Below are 25,214 nucleotides of genomic sequence, written 5' to 3'. Positions count from 1 at the left end.
TTAATTTAGAATTTAGTTAAAGGCAGATACAAAAAACGCGCTCCCTTCTTTAATTAAATAGAAGCAGCGCGTTTTTTATTGCCTGTAATTTGTACTTACTGTATTGCCTGCCTGATTAAATAGTTAATACCTAAACCTACAAATAAAGTAACACTTACGCTAAGTAATGTGCCGAGCATGACGTACTCGGTAAGTTTTTTATCTTTGCTTGCACTTAAATCACCAAACCTAAATACCGACTTTGCCGCAAGTAAAAAACCCAGCCCTGCAAATTGGTCAAGTAATATAAAGCTCAGCATAAGTACGCGTTCCAACATACCTATGCTTTGCCCTGCAAGTGGTAAGCTACCAGTACTTGAAAAGTTACTTGTTAAACGCTCTAACATCATTCTTATAAATACGGCGCTGGGACTTAAAATAATTAAATAACCGCATACCACCCACAGTATGTTGGGATCAGTGAGCATATTATTAATTGCAGCCATAAAGCTACTGTTATCAGTTAACCAAATACTGAGCGCAATAATAACGAGTATGTGCGCTATTTGATCTAGTAAAAAAGGCACCACGCCTTTATTAGAATACGATTTAGCTATATCAATAAAGTAATGGCTCAGCATAATGCTCGCCGTGGCAATTAAAACACTGCTTAGTTGCTGCCACCCGAATATGTATTCCCACACGGTAATAATGAGTGCACTTGTTACACCATGCACTAGTACATGAAAATAAAGCTTACTGGCTTTAAAGTGACGGGTATTTCTGTCGTTTACCCAACTCATAGGTTGCCAGTAAAAATCAGCGAGTAAGTGGCCAATAATAAGCGCTACCAGTAAAAGTGAAAATTCCATTATTCACCTCCTTTAATTATATTTTTTATAACGTGTTGTGTGTGCTTAATAAAGCGCTCTATAAGTTGGTAGTGCGCTAAATTTAGTAGTTTGGTTACGTTTTCGCGACTTGTTTTAAGCTCTTTTGCCAGTGCCGCGTGGCTGTTGTCTGGTGATGTTAAATAGACATACAGGGCATTTGATTGTTTTTGTGTGATTTTAGTGAGCAATACGTCGGCAAAGGCTAAATTAAGATTTAAGCTTTCATCGAGCTGCTGCTCGTTAATATTAAAAACAAAGCGTTGATTGCCTATTTTATCAAGGCCTTGCCCCGAAAGAGTAAAAGCAGAACCGGTTGCTGTTTTTATATCGCTGCGTGGGTTATCTATTTGCCCAAGTGCCAAGCTTTGTCGTAGTTCATAACCTGACGATTTAAGGTGTAAATATACAAGTATGGCATTTTTAAAAAGGAGCTGAGGATTATTAACTTGTAACTGAAAGGCATCGCCTCGGTATATATTCCAAAGTGTTTGCTCCCCCGAGATGTTTCGCAAACTTTGCTCTAGTTGATAAAGCATGGCATCGTATTGCTGCTTAGGGATTGTTTGCGATTTAATAATATCGCCGCTGATCACACCAATCATAAAAATCTCAAAATGGTTACTTTTTAATATGTAACCAATATTGGTTACATAAGGGTATGTAACTAATTTAGGTTACTTAAATATAAATTGCAAGGTACACTTATTTTATAACATTACTTTTATTGCTATTAATCCTCACTAGGACACTAAATGACTTTACAAAACGAGCAGCAAAGCACGAAACCACGGGTCGGTATTTTTGTTGATGTGCAAAATATTTATTACACGTGCCGTGAGAGTTACGGGAAAAATTTTGACTACAATGCGTTTTGGCGAATGATGGAGGCGCAATACAATATTGAGTGTGCTTTTGCGTATGCTATTTATCGAGGAGATGAAAAGCAAAATCAGTTTCAAAATATTTTGCGTGCGATTGGTTTTGAGGTAAAGCTAAAGCCATTTATTCAACGCCGTGATGGCAGTGCAAAAGGTGACTGGGATGTAGGCATAACAATAGACATGTTAGAGCAGGGTAAAAACCTTGATAAAGTTATTTTGCTCTCTGGCGATGGTGACTTTGCTTTGTTACTTGGGCATTTAAAAAATCAATATAATGTACCGTGCGATGTATACGGTGCTGACCGGTTAACTGCTGAGGTATTAAAACAAAGCGCAGAGCAATTTCATTTAATTGATAATACTTTACTTCTTTAACAGCAAAAATAGTTAGAAAAGTGCAAGCTAAGTGCCTGCAACATGAGAGATTTTAATACAAAGCCGTAATAGATGAATTAAGCCTTATATAGGCTTTTTTTATTACTGTAATCAATTGGGTTTGCTAAATGATTATGGTAATTTTAAAGCATAACGAGTTACCAAGGACTTACATGCTTCATTACAGCAACATGCCACTAGACAGAGGCTCAAATTTTCGTAAAGACCCATCTTGGCTTAAAGCGCAAATGTCGGCGCAAAGTAAATGGGTTTTAGTTAAAAATAATCAAACCCTATTTATTGAAGATACCCCTAAAGTAAGCTATTTAACGTATCAACAAGTGGCACATTTAGATTTAACGAGTGCTATTTTTGTTGGTTTAAACAATGCTAAACATGGTGTGTTTGCATTGGATGTTTCTGATCTGGATGAAAGCGTACTTTCGCCTTTAATAGAGGGCGCTCAGTTTTTTGATATTCGCCAATATGGGCCTCAAGTAACCATTAAATATGCCTCAATAGCAGCCCTTGCGAGAGGGCTATGTTATTGGCATGCCACGCACCGTTTTTGTGGGCGCTGCGGTAGTAAAAACCGTTCAGTGGAAGCCGGGCACTCTAGAGTGTGTGAAAACGAAAACTGTAAGCATCCTACATTCCCGCGCACCGATCCTGCGGTAATTATGGTCGTTACTAAAGTCTTTGCTGACGGAGTAGAACGCTGTTTATTAGGTCGCCAAGCTGCGTGGCCCACAGGTATGTATTCGTCGCTTGCTGGATTTGTAGACCCAGGGGAGACACTGGAACAAGCTGTTGCGCGTGAAGTTAAAGAAGAGGCAGGCATAGAAGTTGATAACGTACGTTATGTTGCATCTCAGCCATGGCCGTTCCCATCGTCAATTATGCTTGGCTTTTTTGCACAGGCGACATCTGAGCAAATTAACGTAGATAAAGAAGAGCTAGACGATGCAAAATGGTTTAGTCGTGAAGACTTAGAGCAATTTGGTAATTGGCACGAAGAAGGCGAGCATTTAAAGCTGCCTAGAACCGATTCTATCTCTCGTTATTTAATTGAGCATTGGCGCACAAACCCTTAAGGATTAACAATGTCGAGTAAAAGTAATAAAAACACTCAGCTGGTATCATCAGGGCGAAAAAAAGCCTATACACATGGCGTAGTAAACCCTGTTGTACAGCGTGCATCTACCATTGTATTTGATACTGTAGCCGATTTAAAAGAAGCAGCTAAAACCCGTGGCGATAAAACGTTATTTTATGGGCGCCGAGGAACAACAACACACTTTGCGCTACAAGAAGCGATTACAGAACTTGAAGGCGGCGAAGGGTGTGCATTGTACCCTTGTGGCGCTGCGGCGATCAGCCAAGTATTTTTATCGTTTTTAAAAACCGGTGATCATATTTTAATGGTTGATAACGTGTACGAACCAACTCGCGATTTTTGCGATAAAATTTTAGTGGGGCTGGGCATTACAACAACCTATTACCCGCCAACCATTGGCGCAGGTATTAAAGATTACATTCAGCCAAATACTAAAGTGTTGTTTTTAGAATCTCCAGGCTCTATTACGATGGAAGTGCAAGATGTGCCCGCTATGGTAAAAGTAGCCAATGAGCACAACGTAATGACCATGCTTGATAATACCTACGGTAACGGTCTGCATTATCGCCCGTTAGAGCACGGTGTTGATATTAGTATTCAAGCTGCAACAAAGTATATTGTTGGCCATTCAGACGTGATGATGGGGGTGGCTGTTGCTAATAAAAAGTATTGGCCAACCTTGCGCGAAAACTCATACTTACTAGGGCAATGTACCAGTGCCGATGATGCGTATTTAGCACTTAGAGGCTTGCGTACAATGGGTGTGCGTTTAAATCAACATGAAAAAGCAGCAATAGAAGTAGCTAAATGGCTTGAGCAACATGAGCTTGTTGATCATATTCGACACCCTGCATTTGAAAGCTGCCCAGGGCATGAGTTTTTTAAACGTGACTTTGATGGCAGTAATGGGTTGTTTTCATTTGTGATGAAAACCGGCAATCAAAAAGCGATTGATGCATTTTTAGATAGCCTTGAGCATATCAAAATGGGCTTTTCGTGGGGCGGTTTTGAAAGCTTAGTAACGGCTAATTTAACTATGAAAGGGCTGCGCTCAAATACAGGCTGGGATTTAGGGCCGGTTATTCGCCTGCATATTGGCCTTGAAGATGTTGAAGATTTAATTAGCGATTTAAGCCAAGCACTTGAGGTTTATAAGCAGCATTTATAATTTATCTCGCGATTTATGCTGTTACATTTAAATGTATTGTTACAAAGCTCACTATAGGTGGGCTTTTTTTTGCTGGTAATTCAAGGTGTTTACACTTAGTGTGGATAAATACACAGAAAATAAAAAGTCATTAAGGATAGTCAATGGCAACACCATTACCGATAAACGTAGGGCGATTAACGCAAATAGCGGGATTTGAGCTTGTACGTATGTTTTTAACTAAACGTGGACTTATTGCATTAGCTGCCTTTGCATTGGTGTGGCTAATAATACTGCGCTACCCAATAGGGCAGGCAGTAGGCATTGTAAGTGCGCCCGATTTTGAGCAAATAGCCCGTGATATATCAGGTTCTATTGGTTTAAGTAAATTATTGGATTGGCCTGAGGCCGAATTTGCTATGTATTGGTTAATAGCCCTTTATAGCTTTCCCGTTTTTGGTTTATTTATTTGTAGCGACCAAACGGTAGGCGATAGAGAGCGTGGCACACTAAGGTTTTTATCACTGCGCTCCACTCGCTTTGAAATACTGTTTGGCCGTTTTCTAGGGCAGCTAGGAGTATTAGCATGTTTGGTGGGTATAACGCTTGTGGCTACACTCGCGGTATTGGGTTTTAGAGAGCCAAGTTTACTGGCTGGTGGTTTTGCCCGTGCGCTTTCTATATTTTTAATATTAGTGATTACTTTGTGCCCATTTGTAGCACTAATGACGTTAATTAATACCTTTGCTCGCTCATCGCGTTTATCTATTGTATTGGCAATTTTATATTTTGCAGCAGGCGGTATTGTAGTTGGTATATTGCAATGGCAAATACCTGCATTAGGCTTGCTTGATTATTTATTTCCGGGTGTGCAAATAGAGCTATTAGCGGGGCAAAATTTACCATTATTGAGCGCTGTGGCTATTCCCCTTGTGCAAACTGCGGTATTACTAAGCGTTGCTCAACGTATTTTTGCAAGGAGCTCACTATGAGACCATTAATTACAGCTAGCGGTTTGAGTAAATCGTATGGTGCAAAACTTGCGCTTAATAATGTGGACTTTGAGATTAATAAAGGCGCGCCAGTGGCACTTGTTGGACCAAATGGTGCGGGTAAAACTACCTTATTTAGTTTGTTGTGCGGCTATATTGCGCCAAGTAAAGGCAGCCTTGAAATATTAGGGCATAAACCTGGTAGTGCTGCTTTATTTAATAAAGTAAGTGCATTACCGCAAGACGCGCAACTTGACCCTCGTTTTAATATAGATAAGCAACTCGCCTTTTATGCAAAGCTACAAGGTATGGGGGCAAAGCAAAGCCAAACTGAGGCGCTACGTGTACTTGATTTAGTTGGCTTAAAAGAAATTGCAAAGCAGCGTGCGGGGGATTTATCGCACGGTATGCGCAAGCGCGTTACGATAGCGCAAGCACTTATTGGCGCACCACAAATTGTAATGCTTGATGAAGCAACCGCAGGGCTTGATCCGATTCATGCCAGAGAAGTACGTGAGCTGGTATCAGAATTAAGTGAACAGGCTACATTTATTTTAAGCTCTCACGATTTAACTGAGCTTGAGCGACTATGCTCACAGGTACTTCATTTAGATAAAGGCGTACTAAGCGAGCATCAAACAAAAACTAATAATACCGATAAACACTTTTATACATTAATGCTAAGCGAGGCTTATCAAAATGTTGAGCAACAGCTTCAAGCAATTGCAGGTGTGAGTCGTGTGTATATGAGCCAACATAAAGAATATGTAGTTGAGTATCAGCCAACGAGCGATCCACTTGATATTGCACTACTGAATTTTTGTCATCAACAACACTGGCAGTACCGGCAGTTAGTTAATGGTCATACATTAGAGAATCAAATATTTAAACAGGAGAAAGTATAATGGGTTTACTTAGCGGACTTATGGGTAATGCAAGCGAAGTTGACGATTCTGATTTAGAAAAAATCCTCGCCAATACATTAATTGACGGCGAGCAAGTAGAAAAAGCATATAAAGTAGTACGTGATATGTTTATTTTTACTAATAAGCGCTTAATCTTAATTGATAAGCAAGGTATGACCGGTTCTAAAATGGAAATGGTGAGTATTGCTTACTCTAAAATTACCAAGTTTAGTAAAGAAAGTGCAGGCCATTTTGACTTAGATGCCGAGCTAAAAATATGGGTTGGCTCAGATCCAACACCAATTAGTAAAGAGTTTAAGTCTGGCGATAATATTAACGATGTTTACCGAATTATTAGCCAACACGCGCTTTAATACGGTACATGTTTTAAGTAGTTGTTGACTAGATGTTGCAACTACTTTAATTTTACAGTTTACAACACTTCCTTACAATTAACTTAATAAATACAACTGGTTAGTTAAGTTTTCATTCAGTTTCCTAACGTTAGCATGTGCCTCGACTTTAGCAATACAGCTAGAGCATAAAAAGCAATGTACATAGGGAAGTCTTACAATGAAAAAATTAGCAGTTATTATTTCGAGCATTTTATTATCTAGCACTGCGGCTGCTGCAGACAGCTATAATTCAATTAGTAACCTAAGCTACAAAAATAGCGATAACAACGACACCGTTGCTGTAGATTCTATTTACTACTTATCTCCTAAAAAAACTTTAGGTCCGTACGATCAGTTTGAATACATCAATAAACAAACTAACGTATATGGTGGCTATGCTGATGACGACTTTGGCGATTTAACATCAGTTGGTGGTGAATACTTCATTAATGAATTTGTTGTTGGCGCATCTTACGAAAACCTAGACCCAGATTCAGGTTCTAACAGTGAGCTTTATAAACTGACGGGTGGTTACTTTTTCAACCCTGATTTACTTGCAAAAGTAACACTAGTTGAAAACAAAGACGGCGACGATTACGCATTATTTGATTTAGCTTACAACTACATGCTAAACAGCACTGATTACGTAGGTGTTACACTTACATCAGACGACGATTTTGATTACCGTGCAGTTGCTGCTAAATACTTTATTGATTTACAGCAAGGTAACTACCTTACTTTTGAAGGTAAATACGAAAGCATTGATGACGCAGAAAACCAATGGGTAGCAGAAACTAACTACTACTTCTCAAAAGCAACATCTGTATTTGCTAACTACAACAAGCAAGACACTTACAGCTTTGGTGCTCAACACTTTATCAATAAAAATATTGGTGTAAAGGTGGGTTACGAAAACAACGCTGATGATTCTGACAACGATGCGTACTTTGCTAACATGCGTTTCCAGTTTTAATTAAGTCCCGTACTTAGTTAATACAAAAGTAATATCAAAAGCCCGCTAAATTTAGCGGGCTTTGTTGTTTATAAACGTTTGTTCTTTTACCAACCATAATTACGGCTTTTATTATGCCCATCTAAATAACCCCTTTAAGTTATAAATAGAGTTGCCATAAATGGCTAGATTGTTATTAAAGCCATTAAGTAGAGTCGATGATAATAGCTATAAAATAATGAGTATTGGAGTTTTTTTTGCTGGTAAATAATGGTTATTGGAAAAAACAGATAAAAATATGCACTTATACAAACCTAGTTTTTATTATAAATTCAGAAATAATGAATTTAATATAGTCATTATTTTGAGAAATTAGAAAAATTTAGTGAGGGGAGGTTATATTGATGAGGTTTATCGAATAATTAAGTTGTGTTTAATTTAGCGACAACTTGTACCTTATTTGTTACTTTTTGAGTTTAAATGATGACAGACTATTGTTACGTAGATTTTTTTGATACCTGTTGTTTACATTCACTTGTAATTATTTACATTTCAAGCGGTTTTAATTTGCCCTCTTATTCAGTTTTTGTTCATTTTTTTGACGTTAGGATGCGCCCCGACTTTAGCTAGACAGCTGAGGCATAAAAAGTAATATTTATAGGGAATTTAAAATGAAAAAATTAGCCGTTATCATTTCGAGCATTTTATTATCAAGCGCTGCAACCACTGCAATAGCTGCAGATACTTACCAATCAATCAGCCATGTAGGATACGTGGATGTAGATGGTGATGACACAATAACTGTTGACTCAACTTATTATTTTTCTCCAAAAGCGACTTTAGGTCCTTACGATCAATTTGAATACATCAATAAGCAAACAAATGTTTATGGTGCATACAGTGATAATGATTTTGGAGATGTTACCAGCATTGGCGGTGAGTATTTTGTAGAAGATTTTGTATTAGGTGCACAGTACAATAATTTCGATAGTGATTTTGGCTCAAGCACGGATGTAATTGAACTTTCAGCTGGTTACTTCTTTAACCCAAACCTTGTATTAAAAGCTACGTTTGTTGATGTAGAAGATGCTGACAATCAGTTTGTGTTTGATTTGGCATATAACCACCAGTTAAACAGCACTGATTATATTGGCTTTACAGTAACAGCAGATGATGAGTTTGATTACCGTGCAGTAGCAGCTAAGTACTTTGTTGATTTACAGCAAGGTAACTACTTGACTGTTGAAGGTAAATTTGAAGATGTTGATGGCGGTTCAAGTAACTGGGAATTAGCATCTAACTACTATTTCAGCAAAGCAACATCGGTTTTTGTTACAGTTAATAAAAATGATGATTACACTCTTGGTGCTCAACACTTTTTCAACAACAATGTTGGTTTAGAAGCAGGTTACGGCAATAACTGGGATGATTCTGATTATGATGCTTACTTTGCAAATGTAAGCTTACAGTTCTAATTTAACTAAAATTAGAATATGAATAAAAAGCCCGCTCATTTGAGCGGGCTTTTTATTCAGCGCTATTTACCAGCCGCAGTTGCGGCCTTCGTTTTGTTTATCTAAATATGTTTGTAATGGTGCAAAGTAATCGAGCATTGCTGTGGCATCCATTTGCGGTTTACCTGTTACAGTTTCAAGCGCTTCTTGCCAAGGGCGAGATGAACCCATTTCAAGCATAGCGTTTAGCCTATCCCCTGCTTCTTTTGAATTATAAATAGAGCAGCGATGAATGGCTTTATCGTTACCGGCAATTTCACATAAGCTGCGATGAAACTCAAATTGTAAAATATGCGCTAAAAAGTAACGTGTATAAGGCGTGTTACCCGGAACGTGGTACTTAGCACCCGGATCAAAGTCGTTTTCGCTACGTGCGATAGGAGCTTGCACTCCTTGGTATTTTTCACGTAATTCCCACCAAGCTTTATTGTAGTTCTCTGGGGTTACTTCACCTGAAAATACCTGCCAACGCCACTGATCAACCATTAAGCTAAATGGCACAAAAGCCACTTTATCAAGTGCCATTTTCATTAATAGACCAATGTCTTTTGATTCATCAGGTACTTGCTCTAGTAAGCCAATTTCTTTTAAGTAGCCCGGTGTAACCGATAAGGCAATGGTGTCTCCAATGGCTTCATGAAAACCATCGTTTGCACTTTCTTGATAAAATAAAGGCTGCTTGTTATATGCGCGTTGATAAAAGTTATGACCTAATTCATGGTGAATAACTGAAAACTCTTCGCCTGTGCGCTGAATACACATTTTAATGCGTAAATCGTCTTTGCTATCGATATTCCATGCTGATGCATGACACTGCACATCTCTGTCTTTTGGTTTTACAAACAATGAACGCTCGTAAAATGTCTCTGGTAGCGCATCAAAACCCATTGAGGTAAAAAAGTTTTCAGCCCCTTTGACCATTTTAAGTTCGTCGTAATTATTTTGAGCTAATAACTCGGTTACGTCGTAACCCGGGTCGGCGTTTTCTGGTGCAACTACATCGTAAATATTACCCCATGCTTGCGCCCACATATTACCGAGTAAGTGTGCTGGTATTGGCTGATCTTGAGGTACTTTGTCGGTGCCGTACTTTTCACCTAACTTTGCGCGAACATGGCAGTGTAGCGAGTTATAAAGTGGTTTAACTTGGCCCCAAATACGGTCAAGCTCAGTGGTAAAGTCATCAGCAGGCATATCGTATTTACTGCGCCACATAGCGCCCGTATCGGCATAACCAAGCTCCTTCGCACCTTCGTTGGTAAGTGCTACTTGTTGCTCGTAAAGTGGGCGCATGGGTTTTGATATTTCACGCCAGCCTTGCCATAAATCAAGTAGTTCGTTGTAATCTCGGCTGGTGGCCATTTTTGAAGTCATGTCGCCAAGGCTTAAACAGCTGCCGTCTTCTTTACAGTATTTACCCTTACCGTATAGCCCGCCAAGCTCTGCGACAATTTGTGAAAGTTGCGCTGTTTTATCAGCGTCTTGTGGGGCAGGAAGTGTAAGTGCGAGTTTTAGTTTATCAAGCTTACGGCGAGCATCGTAATCAAGCTCTAGTTCGTCGTATTTTGCAGCTTCATTTGCTAAACGCACGACTGTTTCGGTCATTTTACGGTTAACTTCAGCCGATAGAGCCGACGTATCATGAGTAATAAAGTTTGCGTAAATCCACTCTGCACGGCTCGATTCTAAATAAAGTGCACTTAGTTCTTTTTCTGTGTTTGTTATAAATGTTTTTGCACCTTTAGCTGTTACAGCTTTTTTAGTGTGTGCTGAATCGGTAGTGTCTATCGTTACTTCTGCATCGCAGGCCGTTAAAGCAAGAGTACTTGCTACCATTAAGGCGCTCATACTTAGTTTAAATCGAAAGGGGGTCATGCTATTCCTTTAATTTATTGTTATTAAAACGTTGATAATAGCAGTGATGTTTAAAACAATAAAATGGATGCGTTAAGGCTCACGACTCGTCGTGCAATGATTGTATTTAAATTAAGATGGGTCATAATTAAGTTACTATTTTCATTCAATGTGTAAGGAATGTGCGCATGTTAATATTTATAATATTGCTGGTCGTGGTGGTGGTTATTTTTGCGGTTAAAGATATTCGCCTAAATTTGATTAGTCGTCCTACGTTTAAAATGTTCAAAAAGGTGCTTCCGCCATTATCGCAAACAGAGCGAGAGGCGATGGAAGCAGGTGATGTTTGGTGGGATGGTGAGTTATTTAGTGGTAACCCAGATTGGCAAAAACTGCACCGCTTTCCTAAACCAGAGCTTAGCGATAAAGAAAACGCATTTATGGCTAACCAAGTAGAAACCTTATTGGCGATGCTTGATGATTATCAAATTGTACAAAAAGACAAAGACTTACCAAAAGAAGTGTGGGATTACCTAAAAACAGAAGGTTTTTTTGCGCTGATCATTCCTGAAAAATTTGGCGGTCGTGAGTTCTCGGCAATTGCTAATTCAACGATAGTGTCAAAAATTTCGACTAAAAGCTTAACAGCCGCAGTCACTGTTATGGTGCCTAATAGCTTAGGTCCAGGTGAGTTACTTCTTCACTATGGTACTAAAGAGCAGCAAGATCGTTGGCTGCCAAGTTTAGCTAATGGTACAGATGTTCCTTGTTTTGCATTAACGGGCCCAGAGGCGGGCTCTGATGCTGGCAGCATTCCTGATTCAGGCGTTGTGTGTATGGGTGAGCACAATGGCGAGCAAGTAATGGGCCTGCGTTTAAATTGGTCAAAACGTTACATTACGCTTGCACCAGTGGCTACTGTACTCGGCTTAGCATTTAAAATGTATGATCCAGACGCTTTATTAGGTGATAAAAAAGAGCTAGGTATAACGTGTGCGCTTATACCAACCGATCATCCGGGTGTTGAAACGGGTGAGCGTCATTATCCCCTTAATATGGCCTTTATGAATGGTACCACTTACGGTAAAGATGTATTTATACCACTGGACTGGATCATTGGTGGTCAAGAGTGTGCAGGGCGTGGCTGGAGAATGCTTGTTGAATGTTTAAGTGCAGGGCGTGGAATATCACTACCAGCATTAAGTGCAGCAACTGGGCATTTAGCTTCAAAAATGACATCGGCATATGCCATGGTACGCCAGCAGTTTGGTGTATCTATAGGGCAATTTGAAGGCGTGCAAGAGGCACTTGCGCGTATTGGTGGTTTAACTTACACACTTGAGTCGTGCAGATTAATGACCGCAGGTGCGATTGATTTAAAATTAAGCCCATCGGTTGTAACAGCGATTGCTAAATACCATATGACTGAAATGGGTCGTACGATAATGAATGATGCAATGGATATTCATTCAGGTAAAGGAATTCAAGTAGGGCCTAATAACTATTTGGCGCATGGCTATATGGGGATTCCAGTATCAATTACAGTTGAAGGCGCGAATATTCTAACGCGTAATTTAATGATATTTGGTCAAGGTGCAACGCGCTGCCACCCATTTGTTTTAAAAGAAATGGAAGCCGCTGCAATGGAAGATGACGACGCAGCACTTGAACAATTTGATGGTTTATTAATGAACCATATAATATTTGCAGCAAGTAATGCAGGTATGGCATTTGTGCATGGCTTAACACGTAGCTACTTTGCTAAAGCGCCTGTAGGTGGTGAAACGGCTATTTATTATAAACAACTGAGTAGAATGAGCCGAGGCTTAGCTATTTGTACAGACGTTGCAATGTTAATGCTTGGCGGTGAGCTCAAACGTAAAGAAATGATATCAGCGCGTTTGGGTGATGTATTAAGTCATTTGTACTTAGCATCAACTGTTTTAAAACGTTATGAAGATGAAGGGCGCCAACAAGCTGATTTACCATTTGTAAAATATGCAATTGAGAACTCATTATTTGAAATTGGCCAAGCGTTTAATGGCTTCTTTAAAAACTTTTCAAATCCGGTTGTGAATTTTATCCTTAAACGTATAGTGTTCCCGCTTGGAAACCATTACCACAGACCAAGTGATGAAATAGCACAAAGTATTTGCGAGCGTATGACTCAACCTGGTGTATTTAGAAACCGCTTAACGCATTTATGTTATGTAGATGAAAATGCAGGTACAGGGGTCATGGAAAGCGCATTTTTAGCTATGCATGATATGCAAGCGCAGTTTAAAGACTTAAAACAATGGCAGCGTAAGGGCAGTGTGCCTGCAACGCTTGATATTGAAGGTGCTATAAATTATGCGCTTGAAAATAAGTTGTTAGAGCAAACGGATGCTGATGCAATGCATCATGCTAATAAGCTACGTAAGAAAGCCATTGCAGTTGATAATTTTCAACCAGGTGAGCTGTAGCGCACTACTTTAAATACTAGGGCGTTTTGACCTTTCGTGGTTGAATTTGCAGCAGGCTGTTTGGTTTTTAGGCAAGGCAGAGCCTATGTAGTGTGGTTATTCCCCATAAATAGGCGATAACGCAGCATAAATGCCAAACATGCGCTGCCCTTTGGGTTCTTTCTAGGGACGATTAACTCTTTGTTGCTCGGTTTTTACTTAGCCCACTAGGTTACAAACCTCGCGCCGCGATTAAATCGCCCCTAGATTGAACAAATTTCAATCCACAAAGATCAACACGCCCTGCTAAAACGAAAAAGGCCTTACGAATGTAAGGCCTTTTTTATGTTTAATTCATTTATTTTTAACGAGCGTAAGGGTCGGCAACAATTTTATCTATATACCATTTTCCCTTTTTACGAAGCATTTTTACACTGCGCATTTCGTCAATTTTATCACCATTTAAATAGCCGGTAAAAATAAGGTTTATTTTAGCGTTATCGCCGTATTGTTCACGGACGCTCATATTGGTCATATCAACTTCAATGGTGACTTCATCGTATTGCATATTTACTAAGTTACGGGAAAACTGTTTAGCGGTGCCGTAGGATTTCATTATACGTGTAAGGTTGGGGGTTGCCATGGTGCTGGCTTTTTGAAGGTCTTGCTGGTTATAAAGCGCATCAAAATAAGCGGTTGCTGTATCGCCAGGAGTGTCGCCAAGTGTTTTGGTATCGTCACCACAGGCTGATAAAAATAAACAGATGACCAAACTTAATAAACTCGTGATTTTTTTCATATTAATTATTATTAATTAGTTTTTTTAAAGTGTGTGGTTTATCTATGCAGATGTAAAGGTATGGCAGGCAATAAATAGAAAATTGGATAATAAATAATAAAAAAGGATGCCTAAAGCATCCTTCTAAAAATCTTAAAATTACTTATTGTACTAGTTCTTGTTCACTAAACTCTTCATCAAACATTGGGCTTGATAAGTAGCGCTCAGTTGCACTAGGTAGGATAACAACAATATTTTTATCTGCGTTTTCAGGCTTTTCAGCAATTCGCTTAGCTGCAACAACCGCTGCACCTGACGAAATACCTACTAAAATACCTTCTTTTTTCATTAACTGATGCGCCATTGCAATTGCGTCTTCGTTAGATACAAGCTCTGCGCCATCAATTAAGTCCATATCTAAGTTGCCAGGAATGAAGCCAGCACCAATACCTTGGATTTTATGAGGACCTGGTTTAATTTCTTCACCGGCAAGCGTTTGGCTAATAACTGGAGAGTTAGTTGGCTCAACAGCAATAGACTTAACGTTTAGACCTTTTTCTGTTTTAAGGTAACGGCTAACACCTGTAATAGTACCACCAGTACCTACACCGGCTACAAAAAAGTCTACTTTGCCATCAAGCGCATCATAAATTTCAGGGCCTGTTGTTTCAAAGTGAATTTTTGGGTTTGCAGGGTTTTCGAATTGTTGTAATAAAATATACTTATCAGGTGCTGTTGCTTGAATTTCTTTTGCTTTTTCAATTGCGCCATTCATACCTTTTGCACCGTCGGTAAGTACTAGATTTGCACCTAATGCTTTTAATAGCTTGCGACGTTCTAGGCTCATGGTGTTTGGCATAGTAAGCGTTAACTTGTAACCACGTGCTGCTGCAACAAATGCAAGTGCAATACCGGTGTTCCCCGATGTTGGTTCAATAAGTTCTTTACCTTCAACAAGCTGACCTGACTTTTCAGCTTCCCAAATCATCGATGCACCAATGCGGCATTTGATACTAAAGCTTGGATTACGAGATTCAACTTTAGCGTATACATTCCCACCTGTAACACGGTTAAGTTTTACCAGCGGTGTATTACCGATGCTTAGTGAGTTATCTTCAAAAATAGTAGACATAATGTTCCTTTGGATGCAATCTGATCAACGTGTTAATAGCCTTTGCTACTAACTATATAAACACACTTTACTGTGAGTTTAAAAAAACTAAAGTAAAGTTTGGCTATAACATATATCTATTGGGCTTATAACCAGTCGAAATAAAAATCAATTATTAGCGGTGCTTTAGTTATTATAGGTGCGGGCTTAATTTAAAATTTAAAGAGTAAAACTTCGTTTAGTCAAAAAATGTTCAAAAGAGTATTGAATTAAGCTGTGTTTGTTTAATATTTGTGCATATGAATGTAACTTGAATAGTTTTATCACACAATGCGTCTAAAACATGATAAAAACACGTATCTAAATTCAATTAAGCAATCACAATGAAATTAATCTTAAAATTAATTGCCGGTATTGTGGCCGGTATCCTAGTTGGACTATATGTACCTATAACTGGTGTTGAACTTTTATTCACAGTAAAAGAGCTGATTGGTCAAATTATCTCCTTTACCATTCCACTTATTATATTATTTTTTATTGCATCAGGTATTGCAGGCCTACCAAAAGGGTCTGGTCACTTACTTGGTAAAACAGTCGGGTTTGCTTATAGCTCTACAATTATTGCAGGTACGCTTGCATTTTTATTAGTAAGTGCTGTTATCCCTTTTTTAAGCGGTGGTATTACATTCGAGGCAGAAGTTGCTACAGAAATTGGCAGCTTTATTGATTTAGAAATTCCACCTTTGATGGGGGTAATGACCGCATTAGTAACTGCTTTTGTATTTGGTATAGGCATGAGCCAATTAGAGCTTGATACGCTTAAAAAGGTGTCTGATCAGGGCCGTGATGTGATTGACGGATTATTATCAAAAGTAATTATCCCTGCTTTACCATTTTACATTGCAGGTGTATTTGCCGAAATGACGGTAGCGGGTACTGTGGTAGATACACTGCAAACATTTGGCGTAGTACTAATTGCAGCGCTTGTTATGCACTGGTTATGGTTAAGCGTTTTATATATAGCGACAGGTATACTATTAAAACGTAATCCAATCGAATTAGTTAAAAATATGCTACCAGCTTACTTTACAGCGTTAGGTACTATGTCAAGCGCAGCAACGATTCCAGTATCGCTTCAATCAAGTAAGGCAAATAACGTTAAAGAAGATGTAGCTAACTTTACAGTGCCACTTTGCGCGACTATTCACTTATCTGGCTCAACTATCACCATAGTAACCTGTGCAATGGCTGTTATGTTTTTATCACCAAGCATGGAAGTCCCTTCATTAATGGGTATGCTACCGTTTATTATGATGTTAGGTGTAGTGATGATTGCAGCACCAGGTGCTCCAGGTGGCGCAGTTATGTCGGCGCTTGGCCTATTAACAAGCATGCTTGGGTTTAATGAAGGCGCGGTTGCATTAATGATTGCACTTTATTTGGCACAAGATAGCTTTGGTACTGCGTGTAATGTAACGGGTGATGGTATCATTGCGTTATGGGTTGACAGATTTAGCGAAAAATCGTCATCTTAAACTATTAGGGCGAGGCAATAATATTAGTTATTGTTTCGCTTTATGTATGTTACTGTGGCAAATTAATTTAATTAAATTGCATGTTGTTAGGTAAGTGAGGATGTTCCATTGATTAATGTACTTTTAGTTGATGACCATGAACTTGTACGAACAGGAATAAAGCGTATTCTTGATGATGTACGAGGGTTTAAAGTAATTGGTGAAGCTAAAACTGGCGAAGAGGCTGTACAGTTTTGTCGTCAGCATGCGCCAAACATAGTATTAATGGATATGAATATGCCAGGCATGGGCGGATTAGAAGCGACTAAAAAGATTTGTCGTTACTGCCCTGATGTAAAAATTATTGTGCTTACCGTTAACTGTGAAGACCCGTTTCCGAGTAAAGTAATGCAAATTGGTGCACATGGCTTTTTAACTAAAGGTGCTGGCTCTGACGAAATGGTGCGTGCCATTCGTTGTGTTCATGCCGGTCAGCGTTATATTGCTCCTGAAATTGCACAGCAAATAGCACTTGCGCAAGTGACAGGTCGCACAGACGAAAATCCTTTTCAGAGCTTATCTGAACGCGAACTGCAAATTATGCTTATGATCACTAAAGGTGAAAAAGCACAAAATATAGCTGAGCGTTTAAACCTAAGTTCAAAAACAGTAAATAGCTATCGCTATCGTATGTTTGAAAAGCTAAATGTAGGTGGTGATGTTGAGCTTACCCATTTAGCAATTCGTCATAAAATGATTGATATAGACGTTTCGTACTAACTATAATTTATGTCTGAATTTGATCACGTACATTTTCTCAAAACGCTATCAAGTGAGCCGGGTGTATACCGCATGCTTGATAGTGACAACCAAGTTATTTATGTTGGTAAAGCTAAGCATTTAAAAAAGCGTGTGAGCAGTTACTTTAGAAGTAACATTACCGATAGCAAAACACGCGTTTTAGTGAGTAATATTTGTGACATCGAAGTCACACTCACTAATACTGAAACAGAAGCGCTGCTGCTTGAAAATAATCTAATAAAAAAATACCAGCCTCGCTACAACATATTATTACGCGACGATAAGTCGTATCCCTATATTTTATTAACTAGCCATAAACACCCTCGTTTAGCGTTTCATCGTGGCAGCCGTAAAATTAAAGGTGAGTACTTTGGACCTTTTCCGAGCGCGGGAGCGGTATCTGAGAGCTTGCGGTTAATGCAAAAAATATTTCCTGTTCGTCAATGTGAAGATGCTTATTACCGCGCAAGAAGTCGCCCGTGTCTGCAATATCAGCTTAAGCGTTGCTCAGCTCCGTGTGTGAATAAAGTCACGGATGATGATTACAGCGAGCAAGTTGACTATGTCCGTAAGTTTTTAACGGGTAAATCTCACGAAGTTATTGCTGATTTAATAAAAAAAATGGAAGCAGCCAGCCTACAATTAAACTTTGAACTGGCGGCAAAAGTTCGCGACCAAATAATGCTACTTCGTAAAATGCAGGAGCAACAGTCTATATCAGGTAATTTTGCTGAAATGGACGTAGTTGGTTTTGCTCATTTAAATGGTTTAAATGGTATTCATTTATTAATGATCCGCGATCACAAAGTATTGGGTAGTAAAACGTATTTTCCAAAAGTACCTAAAGATTCGAGTGAACAAGAAATATTGACTTCATTTTTAGGACAGTACTATTTAGCGCCAGGAGCAACAGGGCGTATTGCAAAAGAAATCATATTACCGTTTGAAATAGAAGAGAGCGGGGCACTCGGTGAAGCACTCACACAAATAAGTGAGCGCAAAGTAACACTTAAAGTAGTTACCCGTGGTGAGCGTGCTCAATACTTACAACTGGCCAATAAAAATGCATTAAACAGTATTGCAGTTAAGCAAAGTACCCAAGACTCTATTAATAAACGTTATGCACAATTAAAAGCAACATTGCGACTTGATGATATTACCCGAATGGAGTGTTTTGATATAAGCCACACTATGGGGGAGAACACTGTTGCAAGTTGTGTTGTATTTGACTCACAAGGCCCAAATACAAAAGAGTATAGGCGCTATAATGTAACGGGTATAACCGGTGGTGATGATTATGCTGCAATGGAGTTTGCACTTAATAAGCGTTACAACAAATTAGTAGATGAAGACAAAATTCCAGACGTTATCTTTATTGATGGTGGTAAGGGGCAACTGGGGCGCGCGGAGCAGTACTTTTCTAACTGGCCACATACAAAAATGCCTTTATTAGTAGGTGTCGCTAAAGGTACTAGCCGTAAGCCTGGCCTTGAAACACTATTAATTGACGGTGGTCGAAAAACCATTCCTATGGATTCAGATGCACCTGCGCTACATTTAATACAGCATATACGTGATGAATCTCATCGTTTTGCAATTGCAGGGCATCGTAATAAACGCCAAAAACAACGTACGCAATCACTACTAGAAGAAATAAATGGAGTCGGCTCTAAGCGTCGGCAAACATTATTAAAATATTTAGGGGGCATGCAGGGAGTAAAAGCTGCTAATATAGAACAGTTAAAGAAAGTTCCTGGGATCAGCCCTGACATGGCTGAGAAGATATTTAACCATTTGCATGACAAGGGCTAGCCCTACATGCGAATATAGCAAAAAAGACATATCCAAGTAGTTATGTGGAATATTCCAAACACACTCACAACATTTAGACTTTTTCTTATCCCCGTTTTTTTGGTGATATTTTATTTGCCTTATAGCTGGGCTTTTTTTGCTGCCGCCTTTATTTTTTGGCTTGCATCAATCACCGATATACTAGACGGTTATTTAGCAAGAAAGCTTGAGCAATCAACCCCTTTTGGTGCTTTTTTAGATCCTGTTGCTGATAAAGTAATGGTATGTGCCGCACTTGTAGCGTTATCTGATCAGTACCAGTCAATGTTCATGACAATACCTGCTCTTATTATAATAAGCCGTGAAATTATCATATCTGCACTTCGTGAATGGATGGCAGAGCAGGGTAAGCGTGGTAATGTCGCTGTATCAAACATGGGTAAAATCAAGACGGCTGCACAAATGTTAGCCATTATCGGTTTGATTTGGCAATATGATACATGGATGAACTATTTAAGTTTTGGACTACTGTACATTGCGACCTTTTTAACCTTGAGTTCTATGATGCAATATTTACGTGCAGCATGGGGTGAATTGACTAAAAATTAACTCTAAATGTATAATAACGCACCGTTTTAGATAAAAAACAAGCAAACAGTTCAAAACTAGCATTTTTTGTATTGACGCGTTTAATAATCTCTGTAGAATGCGTCCGTGTTGAGAGGGCATAGCCCCCGAGATAAACAAAACGGTAATTAATCAGTTACCTGAATGTTCACATAAATCATCATGTGCTAATTCAAATAACTGATAAATAAAATGCGGTACTAGCTCAGTTGGTAGAGCGCGACCTTGCCAAGGTCGAGGTCACGAGTTCAAGCCTCGTGTACCGCTCCAAGTTTATCTTAAGGTTAATACCCCGTACTGGGGCGGAATGGCAGAGTGGCCATGCACCGGATTGCAAATCCGTCTACCTCGGTTCGACTCCGGGTTCCGCCTCCATTTCAACACTCCACACGCTTTAATTAGCAAACTCGATGCCCGAGTGGTGGAATTGGTAGACACAAGGGATTTAAAATCCCTCGACTAACAAGTCGTGCCGGTTCAAGTCCGGCCTCGGGCACCACTTTGTGGTTTAATTGCATTACCAAGTGTAATTTATAAAATGGTTAATTTAGAATTAATATGATGCGGTACTAGCTCAGTTGGTAGAGCGCGACCTTGCCAAGGTCGAGGTCACGAGTTCGAGCCTCGTGTACCGCTCCATATTAGTTTTATCCACTTGCTTTAAATAGCAAACTCGATGCCCGAGTGGTGGAATTGGTAGACACAAGGGATTTAAAATCCCTCGACTAACAAGTCGTGCCGGTTCAAGTCCGGCCTCGGGCACCACTTTAAATTTTTTAACCAAGATAATTTAAAGTTGATAAAATAGTATTTTGCGGTACTAGCTCAGTTGGTAGAGCGCGACCTTGCCAAGGTCGAGGTCACGAGTTCGAGCCTCGTGTACCGCTCCAAATTATTTGGAAACATTTAGGCGGAATGGCAGAGTGGCCATGCACCGGATTGCAAATCCGTTTACCCCGGTTCGACTCCGGGTTCCGCCTCCATATAATTTACTCCACACGCTTTAATTAGCAAACTCGATGCCCGAGTGGTGGAATTGGTAGACACAAGGGATTTAAAATCCCTCGACTAACAAGTCGTGCCGGTTCAAGTCCGGCCTCGGGCACCATCTTTATTCAAATCCTCAGATTAAATTCTAAATTGCTTCTAATTTTAAAACATTCAAAAATTATTCTTACTTAAATTCTCTAATCTTATTTTTAATACCTACTTACCTTTAAAATCTATTTCTTTTTAATATCTTAGAGTTTCACCATCATACATTTATAAAGCTGCCTGTTTGTATTTAACAGTTACTACTTTTATCCCAGCTGGTTAATTAACTGAATTGGTATAAGAGCACCTGTTTATAACAAAGCAAAAATCAGAACGCTGGTTATTTAATTTTCTTGGCAATTACTCCTGTACCTAAGTTTTAACGAGGGGTGGCATTAATGAATGTAATAGAAGTGCGGTGTCTAAAATAAATTTAAGGTGGGAGTATAGGGAATGCGTTAAGCACTTAGTTATACGAATTGCGAAGATTTTATAAGCGACCTTTGAGGATCGCTTATAAAGGATAAATTGTTATTGCAGTTTACTCTGAGCTTTGTAAATTGGATACTCGCTCAACAAGCCTTGGATAAGCGCAACACACATTAAAATAAGTACTATTGAAAACGGTAAAGCTGTAGTAACTACGCCCGACTGAAGCGCTTGCAATGCTTGCGAGCCACCAACCCAGAGTAATACTGCTGCAATCACGCCTTCGACTGTAGCCCAAAATATACGTTGTGGCACTGGTGCATCTATTTTACCGCCCGCAGTTATACCATCTATTACAAGCGATCCTGAATCAGACGACGTTATAAAAAACACCAAAACGAGTGCTATAGAAATAATAGAAATAAAACTAGAAAGAGGTAACTGCTCGTATACTTGAAATAAAGTCACTGAGATATCAGTTAAACCATTTTGTCCAAGTGGGCCAACTTTATCTATAACTTGTGTAATTGCCATATTTCCGAACACGCCCATCCAAACCAAACTAAGAAGCGTTGGTAGGCCAATGACGACGAGTAAAAACTCGCGTACAGTGCGTCCCTTTGAAACTCGAGCAATAAACATCCCAACAAACGGCGACCATGATATCCACCATGCCCAATAAAACACAGTCCAAGAGTGCATCCAATCTTCATCGGGTCTATTGAATGGATTACTCAAAGGTACAAAGTGCTCTACGTACGCCCCAAGGGTAAACCAAATAGCAGTAATTGCATCAGAGAAAGTAAGGGCAATAACAGCTAATAATAAAATAAATGCACAAATTAAATTAACATTGCTCAGTACTTTAACACCCCCCTCAATACCTCTAATAACTGAGAAAATTGCAATGCACGTTACTAAACCAATAACAGATATTTGAAAAGCGGTCCCGTAATCAGTGCCTAGCAGGTAATTTATCCCGCTGGTAGCTTGTTGAGCGCCAAGGCCTAGCGATGTAGCTAAACCAAATAAAGTAGACAGTACAGCGAGTATATCTATGATATGACCAAGCCATCCCCAGGCGCGATCACCAAATAATGGATAAAAAACCGAACGTATAGATAAAGGAAGGCCTTTATTAAATGCAAAAAAAGCCAAGCTTAATCCAACAACAGCGTAAATCGCCCATCCATGTAAACCCCAGTGGTACATGGTTGCACCCAAAGCTAAAGAGTGTGCTTGCGGTGAGTTTGGCTCAACGCCCATAGGCATATGATACCAACCAGTATAATATGCAGTTGGCTCAGCAACTCCCCAAAACAGTAAGCCAATCCCCATTCCTGCTGCAAAGAGCATTGAGAGCCATGACATGTAACCATGTTCAGGACGAGCTTTTACGCCACCCAACCGAATTTTACCTAAAGGAGAAAATGCTAAAATAACGCAAAAGATCACAAAGGCATTGGCTAGTAACATAAAGTAACTATCAAATTGATTAATTATTGCGTCTTTAGTCGAGGTTAGTGCATCACGGCTAACGGTAGGGTCAAAAACTAGGGTAAGTATTACAAATAAAACAACTAAGAAGGCGCTTATACCAAATACTGGGTTATGGATATCAAACCCCCACTTTTGTACATTATCTTGCCCAACTTGGTAATCAGTAGTGTCTATACTGTATTTTTTTGTCATGTCATCCATCGGATCTCCTTTTTATAGATAACTTAATTCATACATCCTACGTACTACGTACTACGTAATTAAATATAAAATAGTATTAAAATTAATATAACTTTTATTTATAAGAAATGAGATGATTAAGCGTAGTATTTGTTATTTTTAGAACTAAAAAAGCGAGCCGTAGCTCGCTGATTATTTTCTATTCCCAAGCCTCTGGGTCAACCTCTTTAGCAAGTTTAGGATGCTTACTTTTGTCAAAGGTGGGTATTAAGCCCTTTTTGCGTTGTTCGTTATAGTCTTTTGAAAGCCATACAACAACACCTGAAAGCATAAATAGCGCTATAACGTTTACAATGGCCATTAAACCCATTGATATATCTGCCAGCGTCCAAATTAAACCAAGCTCACCAACAGCACCAAACATCACCATACCTAAAACAACAAGTCTAAAGATAAACATACCTTTATTAGAGTTGTGCTCTAAAAACATTAAATTTGTTTCAGCGTAAGAGTAATTGGCCACAATAGAAGTAAAGGCAAAAAACAATATAGCAATAGCAATAAAGTAAGTACCCCAGTCGCCGACATGTTCTTGTAATGCTGCTTGTGTAAGTTCAATCCCCATAACACCAGATTCAGGTACTAATTGCTGCGATAGTAAAATAAGAGAAGCAGTCGCTGTACAAATAACAATAGTATCAATAAATACGCCTAACATTTGCACATAACCTTGTGATGCTGGGTGAGGAGGGTAAGGCGTCGCAGTAGCCGCGGCATTAGCTGCACTACCCATACCAGCTTCGTTTGAGAATAAACCACGCTTTATACCTTGGATCATTGCTTGTGTGACACCGTATCCAATAGCACCAGCACCAGCTTGTTCAATACCAAAAGCACTTTTTATAATAAGCACTAGCACATCAGGTAGTGCAGTAAAGTTAATTGCGCATACATAAAGAGCAACCAGCAGGTAAGCTAATGCCATAAATGGCACAACCATTTCAGCAAAGCGAGAAATTGTTTTTAGGCCACCAAAAATAATAATGCCAGAACCAATAACCAAGCAAATGCCTACTATATACTTAGGTACATCAAACGCTACTTCAAATGCTGCAGCAATAGAGTTTGACTGTACTGCGTTAAATACTAAACCAAAGGCTAAAATTAAACATAACGAGAATAAAGTTCCCATCCAACGTTTGCCTAAACCGTTTTGCATATAATAAGCAGGGCCACCTCTAAAATTACCATCTGCATCTTTTGTTTTATAAGCCTGAGCTAAAGTACTCTCGGCAAAACTTGTAGCCATACCTATTAATGCAATAAGCCACATCCAGAAAATAGCACCTGGGCCACCTAGATATAAGGCAACAGCAACACCTGCCATATTACCAGTACCGACACGAGCTGCTAATGAAGTACAAAAAGCCTGAAAGGATGAAATTTCGTTATCGGCACATTTACGAGAACCAAACATAACTTTGAACATATGTGGGAATTGCACAAATTGAATAAAGCCTAGTCGAAAAGTAAAGAAGAGGCCCGCTGCTATTAATAAGTAGACGAGAACTTGCCCCCATAGAAGGGCACTTATACTATTTATTATGTCTGTCATGGATACTGCCTAAATACATGAGTTAAAAAAAGTGACCGCAACTTATCACATCAGGATAAAAGTGTTTAGTTTTAAAGTTCAAAAACAGAGTTATCAACAGGGTTTTGTGGGTAACTTGTGTTTATCGTGTGCGCTTGCTTGGGGCTTAATTTTAATTACTATTTTATGCAAATAACGCTTGCGTAAAATCCGCCGCTCCCTATAATGCGACCCCACTGAGACGGGAAACGCTGAAGCATAGCAAGGCACGAACTACTCAGAGAGTTAAATAAAACTTCGGTTTTAAATCTTCTAAAAAGAAAGTTTAAAACAAAGTGTTGACTCGAAAAATAAAGGGTGTATTATTCGCATCCCTTGAGACGCTAAAGCGACTCAAACGTTCTTT

At 39.2% G+C, this 25,214-nt stretch carries 20 protein-coding genes and 8 tRNA genes; 21 read left to right on the top strand and 7 right to left on the bottom strand.

The features are described 5' to 3' along the window. Positions 1 to 95: 95 nt before the first annotated feature. Together H5092_RS19635 and H5092_RS19630 are read right to left on the bottom strand one after the other, a co-directional pair. Positions 96 to 851, bottom strand: a complete 756-nt coding sequence (locus tag H5092_RS19635; protein WP_182734754.1) for a DUF3307 domain-containing protein — start codon at positions 849 to 851, stop codon at positions 96 to 98. Next, the gene (locus tag H5092_RS19630; RefSeq protein ID WP_182734752.1) at positions 851 to 1,474 is read right to left on the bottom strand and encodes a hypothetical protein; all 624 of its coding nucleotides are present in this window, start codon (positions 1,472 to 1,474) and stop codon (positions 851 to 853) included. The genes H5092_RS19635 and H5092_RS19630 overlap by 1 nt, the downstream gene beginning before the upstream one ends. Positions 1,475 to 1,624: 150 nt before the next feature. On the opposite strand from H5092_RS19630, the gene H5092_RS19625 reads away from it, so the two are divergent. The 8 genes from H5092_RS19625 to H5092_RS19590 all read left to right on the top strand — a co-directional run bounded on the left by H5092_RS19625 (position 1,625) and on the right by H5092_RS19590 (position 9,111). Beyond that, entirely contained in the window at positions 1,625 to 2,128 is a 504-nt protein-coding gene (locus tag H5092_RS19625; protein WP_002962844.1) for an NYN domain-containing protein, read from the top strand. 173 nt (positions 2,129 to 2,301) lie between these two features. Continuing rightward, entirely contained in the window at positions 2,302 to 3,222 is a 921-nt protein-coding gene (nudC, locus tag H5092_RS19620; protein WP_182734776.1) for an NAD(+) diphosphatase, read from the top strand. A 9-nt stretch (positions 3,223 to 3,231) separates the two neighbouring features. Continuing rightward, positions 3,232 to 4,413 carry a cystathionine beta-lyase gene (locus H5092_RS19615; RefSeq protein WP_024605559.1) on the top strand — a complete coding sequence of 394 codons (1,182 nt, stop codon included), beginning with the start codon at positions 3,232 to 3,234 and terminating at the stop codon, positions 4,411 to 4,413. A 143-nt stretch (positions 4,414 to 4,556) separates the two neighbouring features. Beyond that, a complete protein-coding gene (locus tag H5092_RS19610; RefSeq protein WP_182734750.1) occupies positions 4,557 to 5,384 on the top strand; it encodes an ABC transporter permease in 828 nt (275 codons plus the stop codon). Further along, positions 5,381 to 6,289: an ABC transporter ATP-binding protein gene (locus H5092_RS19605; RefSeq protein WP_007377980.1), complete on the top strand. Its 909-nt coding sequence runs from the start codon at positions 5,381 to 5,383 to the stop codon at positions 6,287 to 6,289. The genes H5092_RS19610 and H5092_RS19605 overlap by 4 nt, the downstream gene beginning before the upstream one ends. Then, positions 6,289 to 6,663, top strand: a complete 375-nt coding sequence (locus H5092_RS19600; RefSeq protein ID WP_007377979.1) for a PH domain-containing protein — start codon at positions 6,289 to 6,291, stop codon at positions 6,661 to 6,663. The genes H5092_RS19605 and H5092_RS19600 overlap by 1 nt, the downstream gene beginning before the upstream one ends. A gap of 199 nt (positions 6,664 to 6,862) precedes the next feature. Continuing rightward, positions 6,863 to 7,657: a putative porin gene (locus H5092_RS19595; RefSeq protein WP_002962833.1), complete on the top strand. Its 795-nt coding sequence runs from the start codon at positions 6,863 to 6,865 to the stop codon at positions 7,655 to 7,657. Between the two features lie 650 nt (positions 7,658 to 8,307). Beyond that, complete coding sequence (locus tag H5092_RS19590) at positions 8,308 to 9,111, top strand: putative porin (protein WP_182734748.1); 804 nt, start codon at positions 8,308 to 8,310, stop codon at positions 9,109 to 9,111. A 66-nt stretch (positions 9,112 to 9,177) separates the two neighbouring features. Here the strand turns inward: H5092_RS19590 and H5092_RS19585 are convergent, their stop codons facing one another. Beyond that, positions 9,178 to 11,025, bottom strand: coding sequence for a M2 family metallopeptidase (locus tag H5092_RS19585; RefSeq protein WP_182734746.1), 1,848 nt, complete (start codon positions 11,023 to 11,025; stop codon positions 9,178 to 9,180). Positions 11,026 to 11,192: 167 nt separating this feature from the next. Here H5092_RS19585 and H5092_RS19580 point away from each other — a divergent pair, with 167 nt between their 5' ends. Beyond that, positions 11,193 to 13,469, top strand: coding sequence for an acyl-CoA dehydrogenase (locus H5092_RS19580; RefSeq protein WP_182734744.1), 2,277 nt, complete (start codon positions 11,193 to 11,195; stop codon positions 13,467 to 13,469). A 343-nt stretch (positions 13,470 to 13,812) separates the two neighbouring features. Here H5092_RS19580 and H5092_RS19575 read toward each other — a convergent pair whose 3' ends face one another. Further along, the gene (locus H5092_RS19575; RefSeq protein WP_002963139.1) at positions 13,813 to 14,247 is read right to left on the bottom strand and encodes a hypothetical protein; all 435 of its coding nucleotides are present in this window, start codon (positions 14,245 to 14,247) and stop codon (positions 13,813 to 13,815) included. A 142-nt stretch (positions 14,248 to 14,389) separates the two neighbouring features. Beyond that, positions 14,390 to 15,358, bottom strand: coding sequence for a cysteine synthase A (gene cysK / locus H5092_RS19570; RefSeq protein ID WP_002963138.1), 969 nt, complete (start codon positions 15,356 to 15,358; stop codon positions 14,390 to 14,392). Between the two features lie 362 nt (positions 15,359 to 15,720). On the opposite strand from cysK, the gene H5092_RS19565 reads away from it, so the two are divergent. The 12 genes from H5092_RS19565 to H5092_RS19510 all read left to right on the top strand — a co-directional run bounded on the left by H5092_RS19565 (position 15,721) and on the right by H5092_RS19510 (position 21,178). Beyond that, positions 15,721 to 16,872: a dicarboxylate/amino acid:cation symporter gene (locus H5092_RS19565; RefSeq protein ID WP_182693064.1), complete on the top strand. Its 1,152-nt coding sequence runs from the start codon at positions 15,721 to 15,723 to the stop codon at positions 16,870 to 16,872. Positions 16,873 to 16,980: 108 nt separating this feature from the next. After that, positions 16,981 to 17,631: a UvrY/SirA/GacA family response regulator transcription factor gene (gene uvrY / locus H5092_RS19560; RefSeq protein WP_002963136.1), complete on the top strand. Its 651-nt coding sequence runs from the start codon at positions 16,981 to 16,983 to the stop codon at positions 17,629 to 17,631. 9 nt (positions 17,632 to 17,640) lie between these two features. Next, positions 17,641 to 19,464 (top strand): excinuclease ABC subunit UvrC, encoded by a 1,824-nt coding sequence (uvrC, locus tag H5092_RS19555; RefSeq protein WP_039488521.1) that lies wholly within the window; start codon positions 17,641 to 17,643, stop codon positions 19,462 to 19,464. A 42-nt stretch (positions 19,465 to 19,506) separates the two neighbouring features. Then, positions 19,507 to 20,052, top strand: coding sequence for a CDP-diacylglycerol--glycerol-3-phosphate 3-phosphatidyltransferase (pgsA, locus tag H5092_RS19550; protein WP_182734742.1), 546 nt, complete (start codon positions 19,507 to 19,509; stop codon positions 20,050 to 20,052). A gap of 212 nt (positions 20,053 to 20,264) precedes the next feature. Continuing rightward, a tRNA-Gly gene (locus H5092_RS19545) sits at positions 20,265 to 20,340 on the top strand. A gap of 31 nt (positions 20,341 to 20,371) precedes the next feature. Further along, positions 20,372 to 20,445 (top strand) — tRNA-Cys (locus H5092_RS19540). A 37-nt stretch (positions 20,446 to 20,482) separates the two neighbouring features. Next, positions 20,483 to 20,569: transfer RNA gene (locus tag H5092_RS19535), tRNA-Leu, on the top strand. Between the two features lie 64 nt (positions 20,570 to 20,633). Continuing rightward, a tRNA-Gly gene (locus H5092_RS19530) sits at positions 20,634 to 20,709 on the top strand. Between the two features lie 39 nt (positions 20,710 to 20,748). Next, positions 20,749 to 20,835: transfer RNA gene (locus tag H5092_RS19525), tRNA-Leu, on the top strand. Between the two features lie 49 nt (positions 20,836 to 20,884). Further along, positions 20,885 to 20,960: transfer RNA gene (locus H5092_RS19520), tRNA-Gly, on the top strand. 19 nt (positions 20,961 to 20,979) lie between these two features. Then, positions 20,980 to 21,053: transfer RNA gene (locus tag H5092_RS19515), tRNA-Cys, on the top strand. Between the two features lie 38 nt (positions 21,054 to 21,091). After that, positions 21,092 to 21,178: transfer RNA gene (locus H5092_RS19510), tRNA-Leu, on the top strand. 458 nt (positions 21,179 to 21,636) lie between these two features. Here the strand turns inward: H5092_RS19510 and H5092_RS19505 are convergent. Next, positions 21,637 to 23,235 carry a BCCT family transporter gene (locus tag H5092_RS19505; RefSeq protein WP_182734740.1) on the bottom strand — a complete coding sequence of 533 codons (1,599 nt, stop codon included), beginning with the start codon at positions 23,233 to 23,235 and terminating at the stop codon, positions 21,637 to 21,639. A 178-nt stretch (positions 23,236 to 23,413) separates the two neighbouring features. Then, positions 23,414 to 24,829 carry a sodium:alanine symporter family protein gene (locus tag H5092_RS19500; protein WP_182694390.1) on the bottom strand — a complete coding sequence of 472 codons (1,416 nt, stop codon included), beginning with the start codon at positions 24,827 to 24,829 and terminating at the stop codon, positions 23,414 to 23,416. Positions 24,830 to 25,214: the final 385 nt, after the last annotated feature.

This window comes from Pseudoalteromonas sp. SR41-7, assembly GCF_014163935.1.
Classification (GTDB): Bacteria; Pseudomonadota; Gammaproteobacteria; order Enterobacterales; family Alteromonadaceae; genus Pseudoalteromonas; species Pseudoalteromonas distincta.
Note: the sequence above shows the minus strand (reverse complement) of the source record. Positions and strands in the feature narration are given on the sequence as shown.

Bases quoted from the DNA above. Each gene is read 5' to 3' on its own strand.
- H5092_RS19635 (WP_182734754.1), bottom strand. From the start codon at position 851: ATGGAATTTTCACTTTTACTGGTAGCGCTTATTATTGGCCACTTACTC.
- H5092_RS19630 (WP_182734752.1), bottom strand. From the start codon at position 1,474: ATGATTGGTGTGATCAGCGGCGATATTATTAAATCGCAAACAATCCCT.
- H5092_RS19625 (WP_002962844.1), top strand. From the start codon at position 1,625: ATGACTTTACAAAACGAGCAGCAAAGCACGAAACCACGGGTCGGTATT.
- nudC (WP_182734776.1), top strand. From the start codon at position 2,302: ATGCTTCATTACAGCAACATGCCACTAGACAGAGGCTCAAATTTTCGT.
- H5092_RS19615 (WP_024605559.1), top strand. From the start codon at position 3,232: ATGTCGAGTAAAAGTAATAAAAACACTCAGCTGGTATCATCAGGGCGA.
- H5092_RS19610 (WP_182734750.1), top strand. From the start codon at position 4,557: ATGGCAACACCATTACCGATAAACGTAGGGCGATTAACGCAAATAGCG.
- H5092_RS19605 (WP_007377980.1), top strand. From the start codon at position 5,381: ATGAGACCATTAATTACAGCTAGCGGTTTGAGTAAATCGTATGGTGCA.
- H5092_RS19600 (WP_007377979.1), top strand. From the start codon at position 6,289: ATGGGTTTACTTAGCGGACTTATGGGTAATGCAAGCGAAGTTGACGAT.
- H5092_RS19595 (WP_002962833.1), top strand. From the start codon at position 6,863: ATGAAAAAATTAGCAGTTATTATTTCGAGCATTTTATTATCTAGCACT.
- H5092_RS19590 (WP_182734748.1), top strand. From the start codon at position 8,308: ATGAAAAAATTAGCCGTTATCATTTCGAGCATTTTATTATCAAGCGCT.
- H5092_RS19585 (WP_182734746.1), bottom strand. From the start codon at position 11,025: ATGACCCCCTTTCGATTTAAACTAAGTATGAGCGCCTTAATGGTAGCA.
- H5092_RS19580 (WP_182734744.1), top strand. From the start codon at position 11,193: ATGTTAATATTTATAATATTGCTGGTCGTGGTGGTGGTTATTTTTGCG.
- H5092_RS19575 (WP_002963139.1), bottom strand. From the start codon at position 14,247: ATGAAAAAAATCACGAGTTTATTAAGTTTGGTCATCTGTTTATTTTTA.
- cysK (WP_002963138.1), bottom strand. From the start codon at position 15,358: ATGTCTACTATTTTTGAAGATAACTCACTAAGCATCGGTAATACACCG.
- H5092_RS19565 (WP_182693064.1), top strand. From the start codon at position 15,721: ATGAAATTAATCTTAAAATTAATTGCCGGTATTGTGGCCGGTATCCTA.
- uvrC (WP_039488521.1), top strand. From the start codon at position 17,641: ATGTCTGAATTTGATCACGTACATTTTCTCAAAACGCTATCAAGTGAG.
- pgsA (WP_182734742.1), top strand. From the start codon at position 19,507: ATGTGGAATATTCCAAACACACTCACAACATTTAGACTTTTTCTTATC.
- H5092_RS19505 (WP_182734740.1), bottom strand. From the start codon at position 23,235: ATGGATGACATGACAAAAAAATACAGTATAGACACTACTGATTACCAA.
- H5092_RS19500 (WP_182694390.1), bottom strand. From the start codon at position 24,829: ATGACAGACATAATAAATAGTATAAGTGCCCTTCTATGGGGGCAAGTT.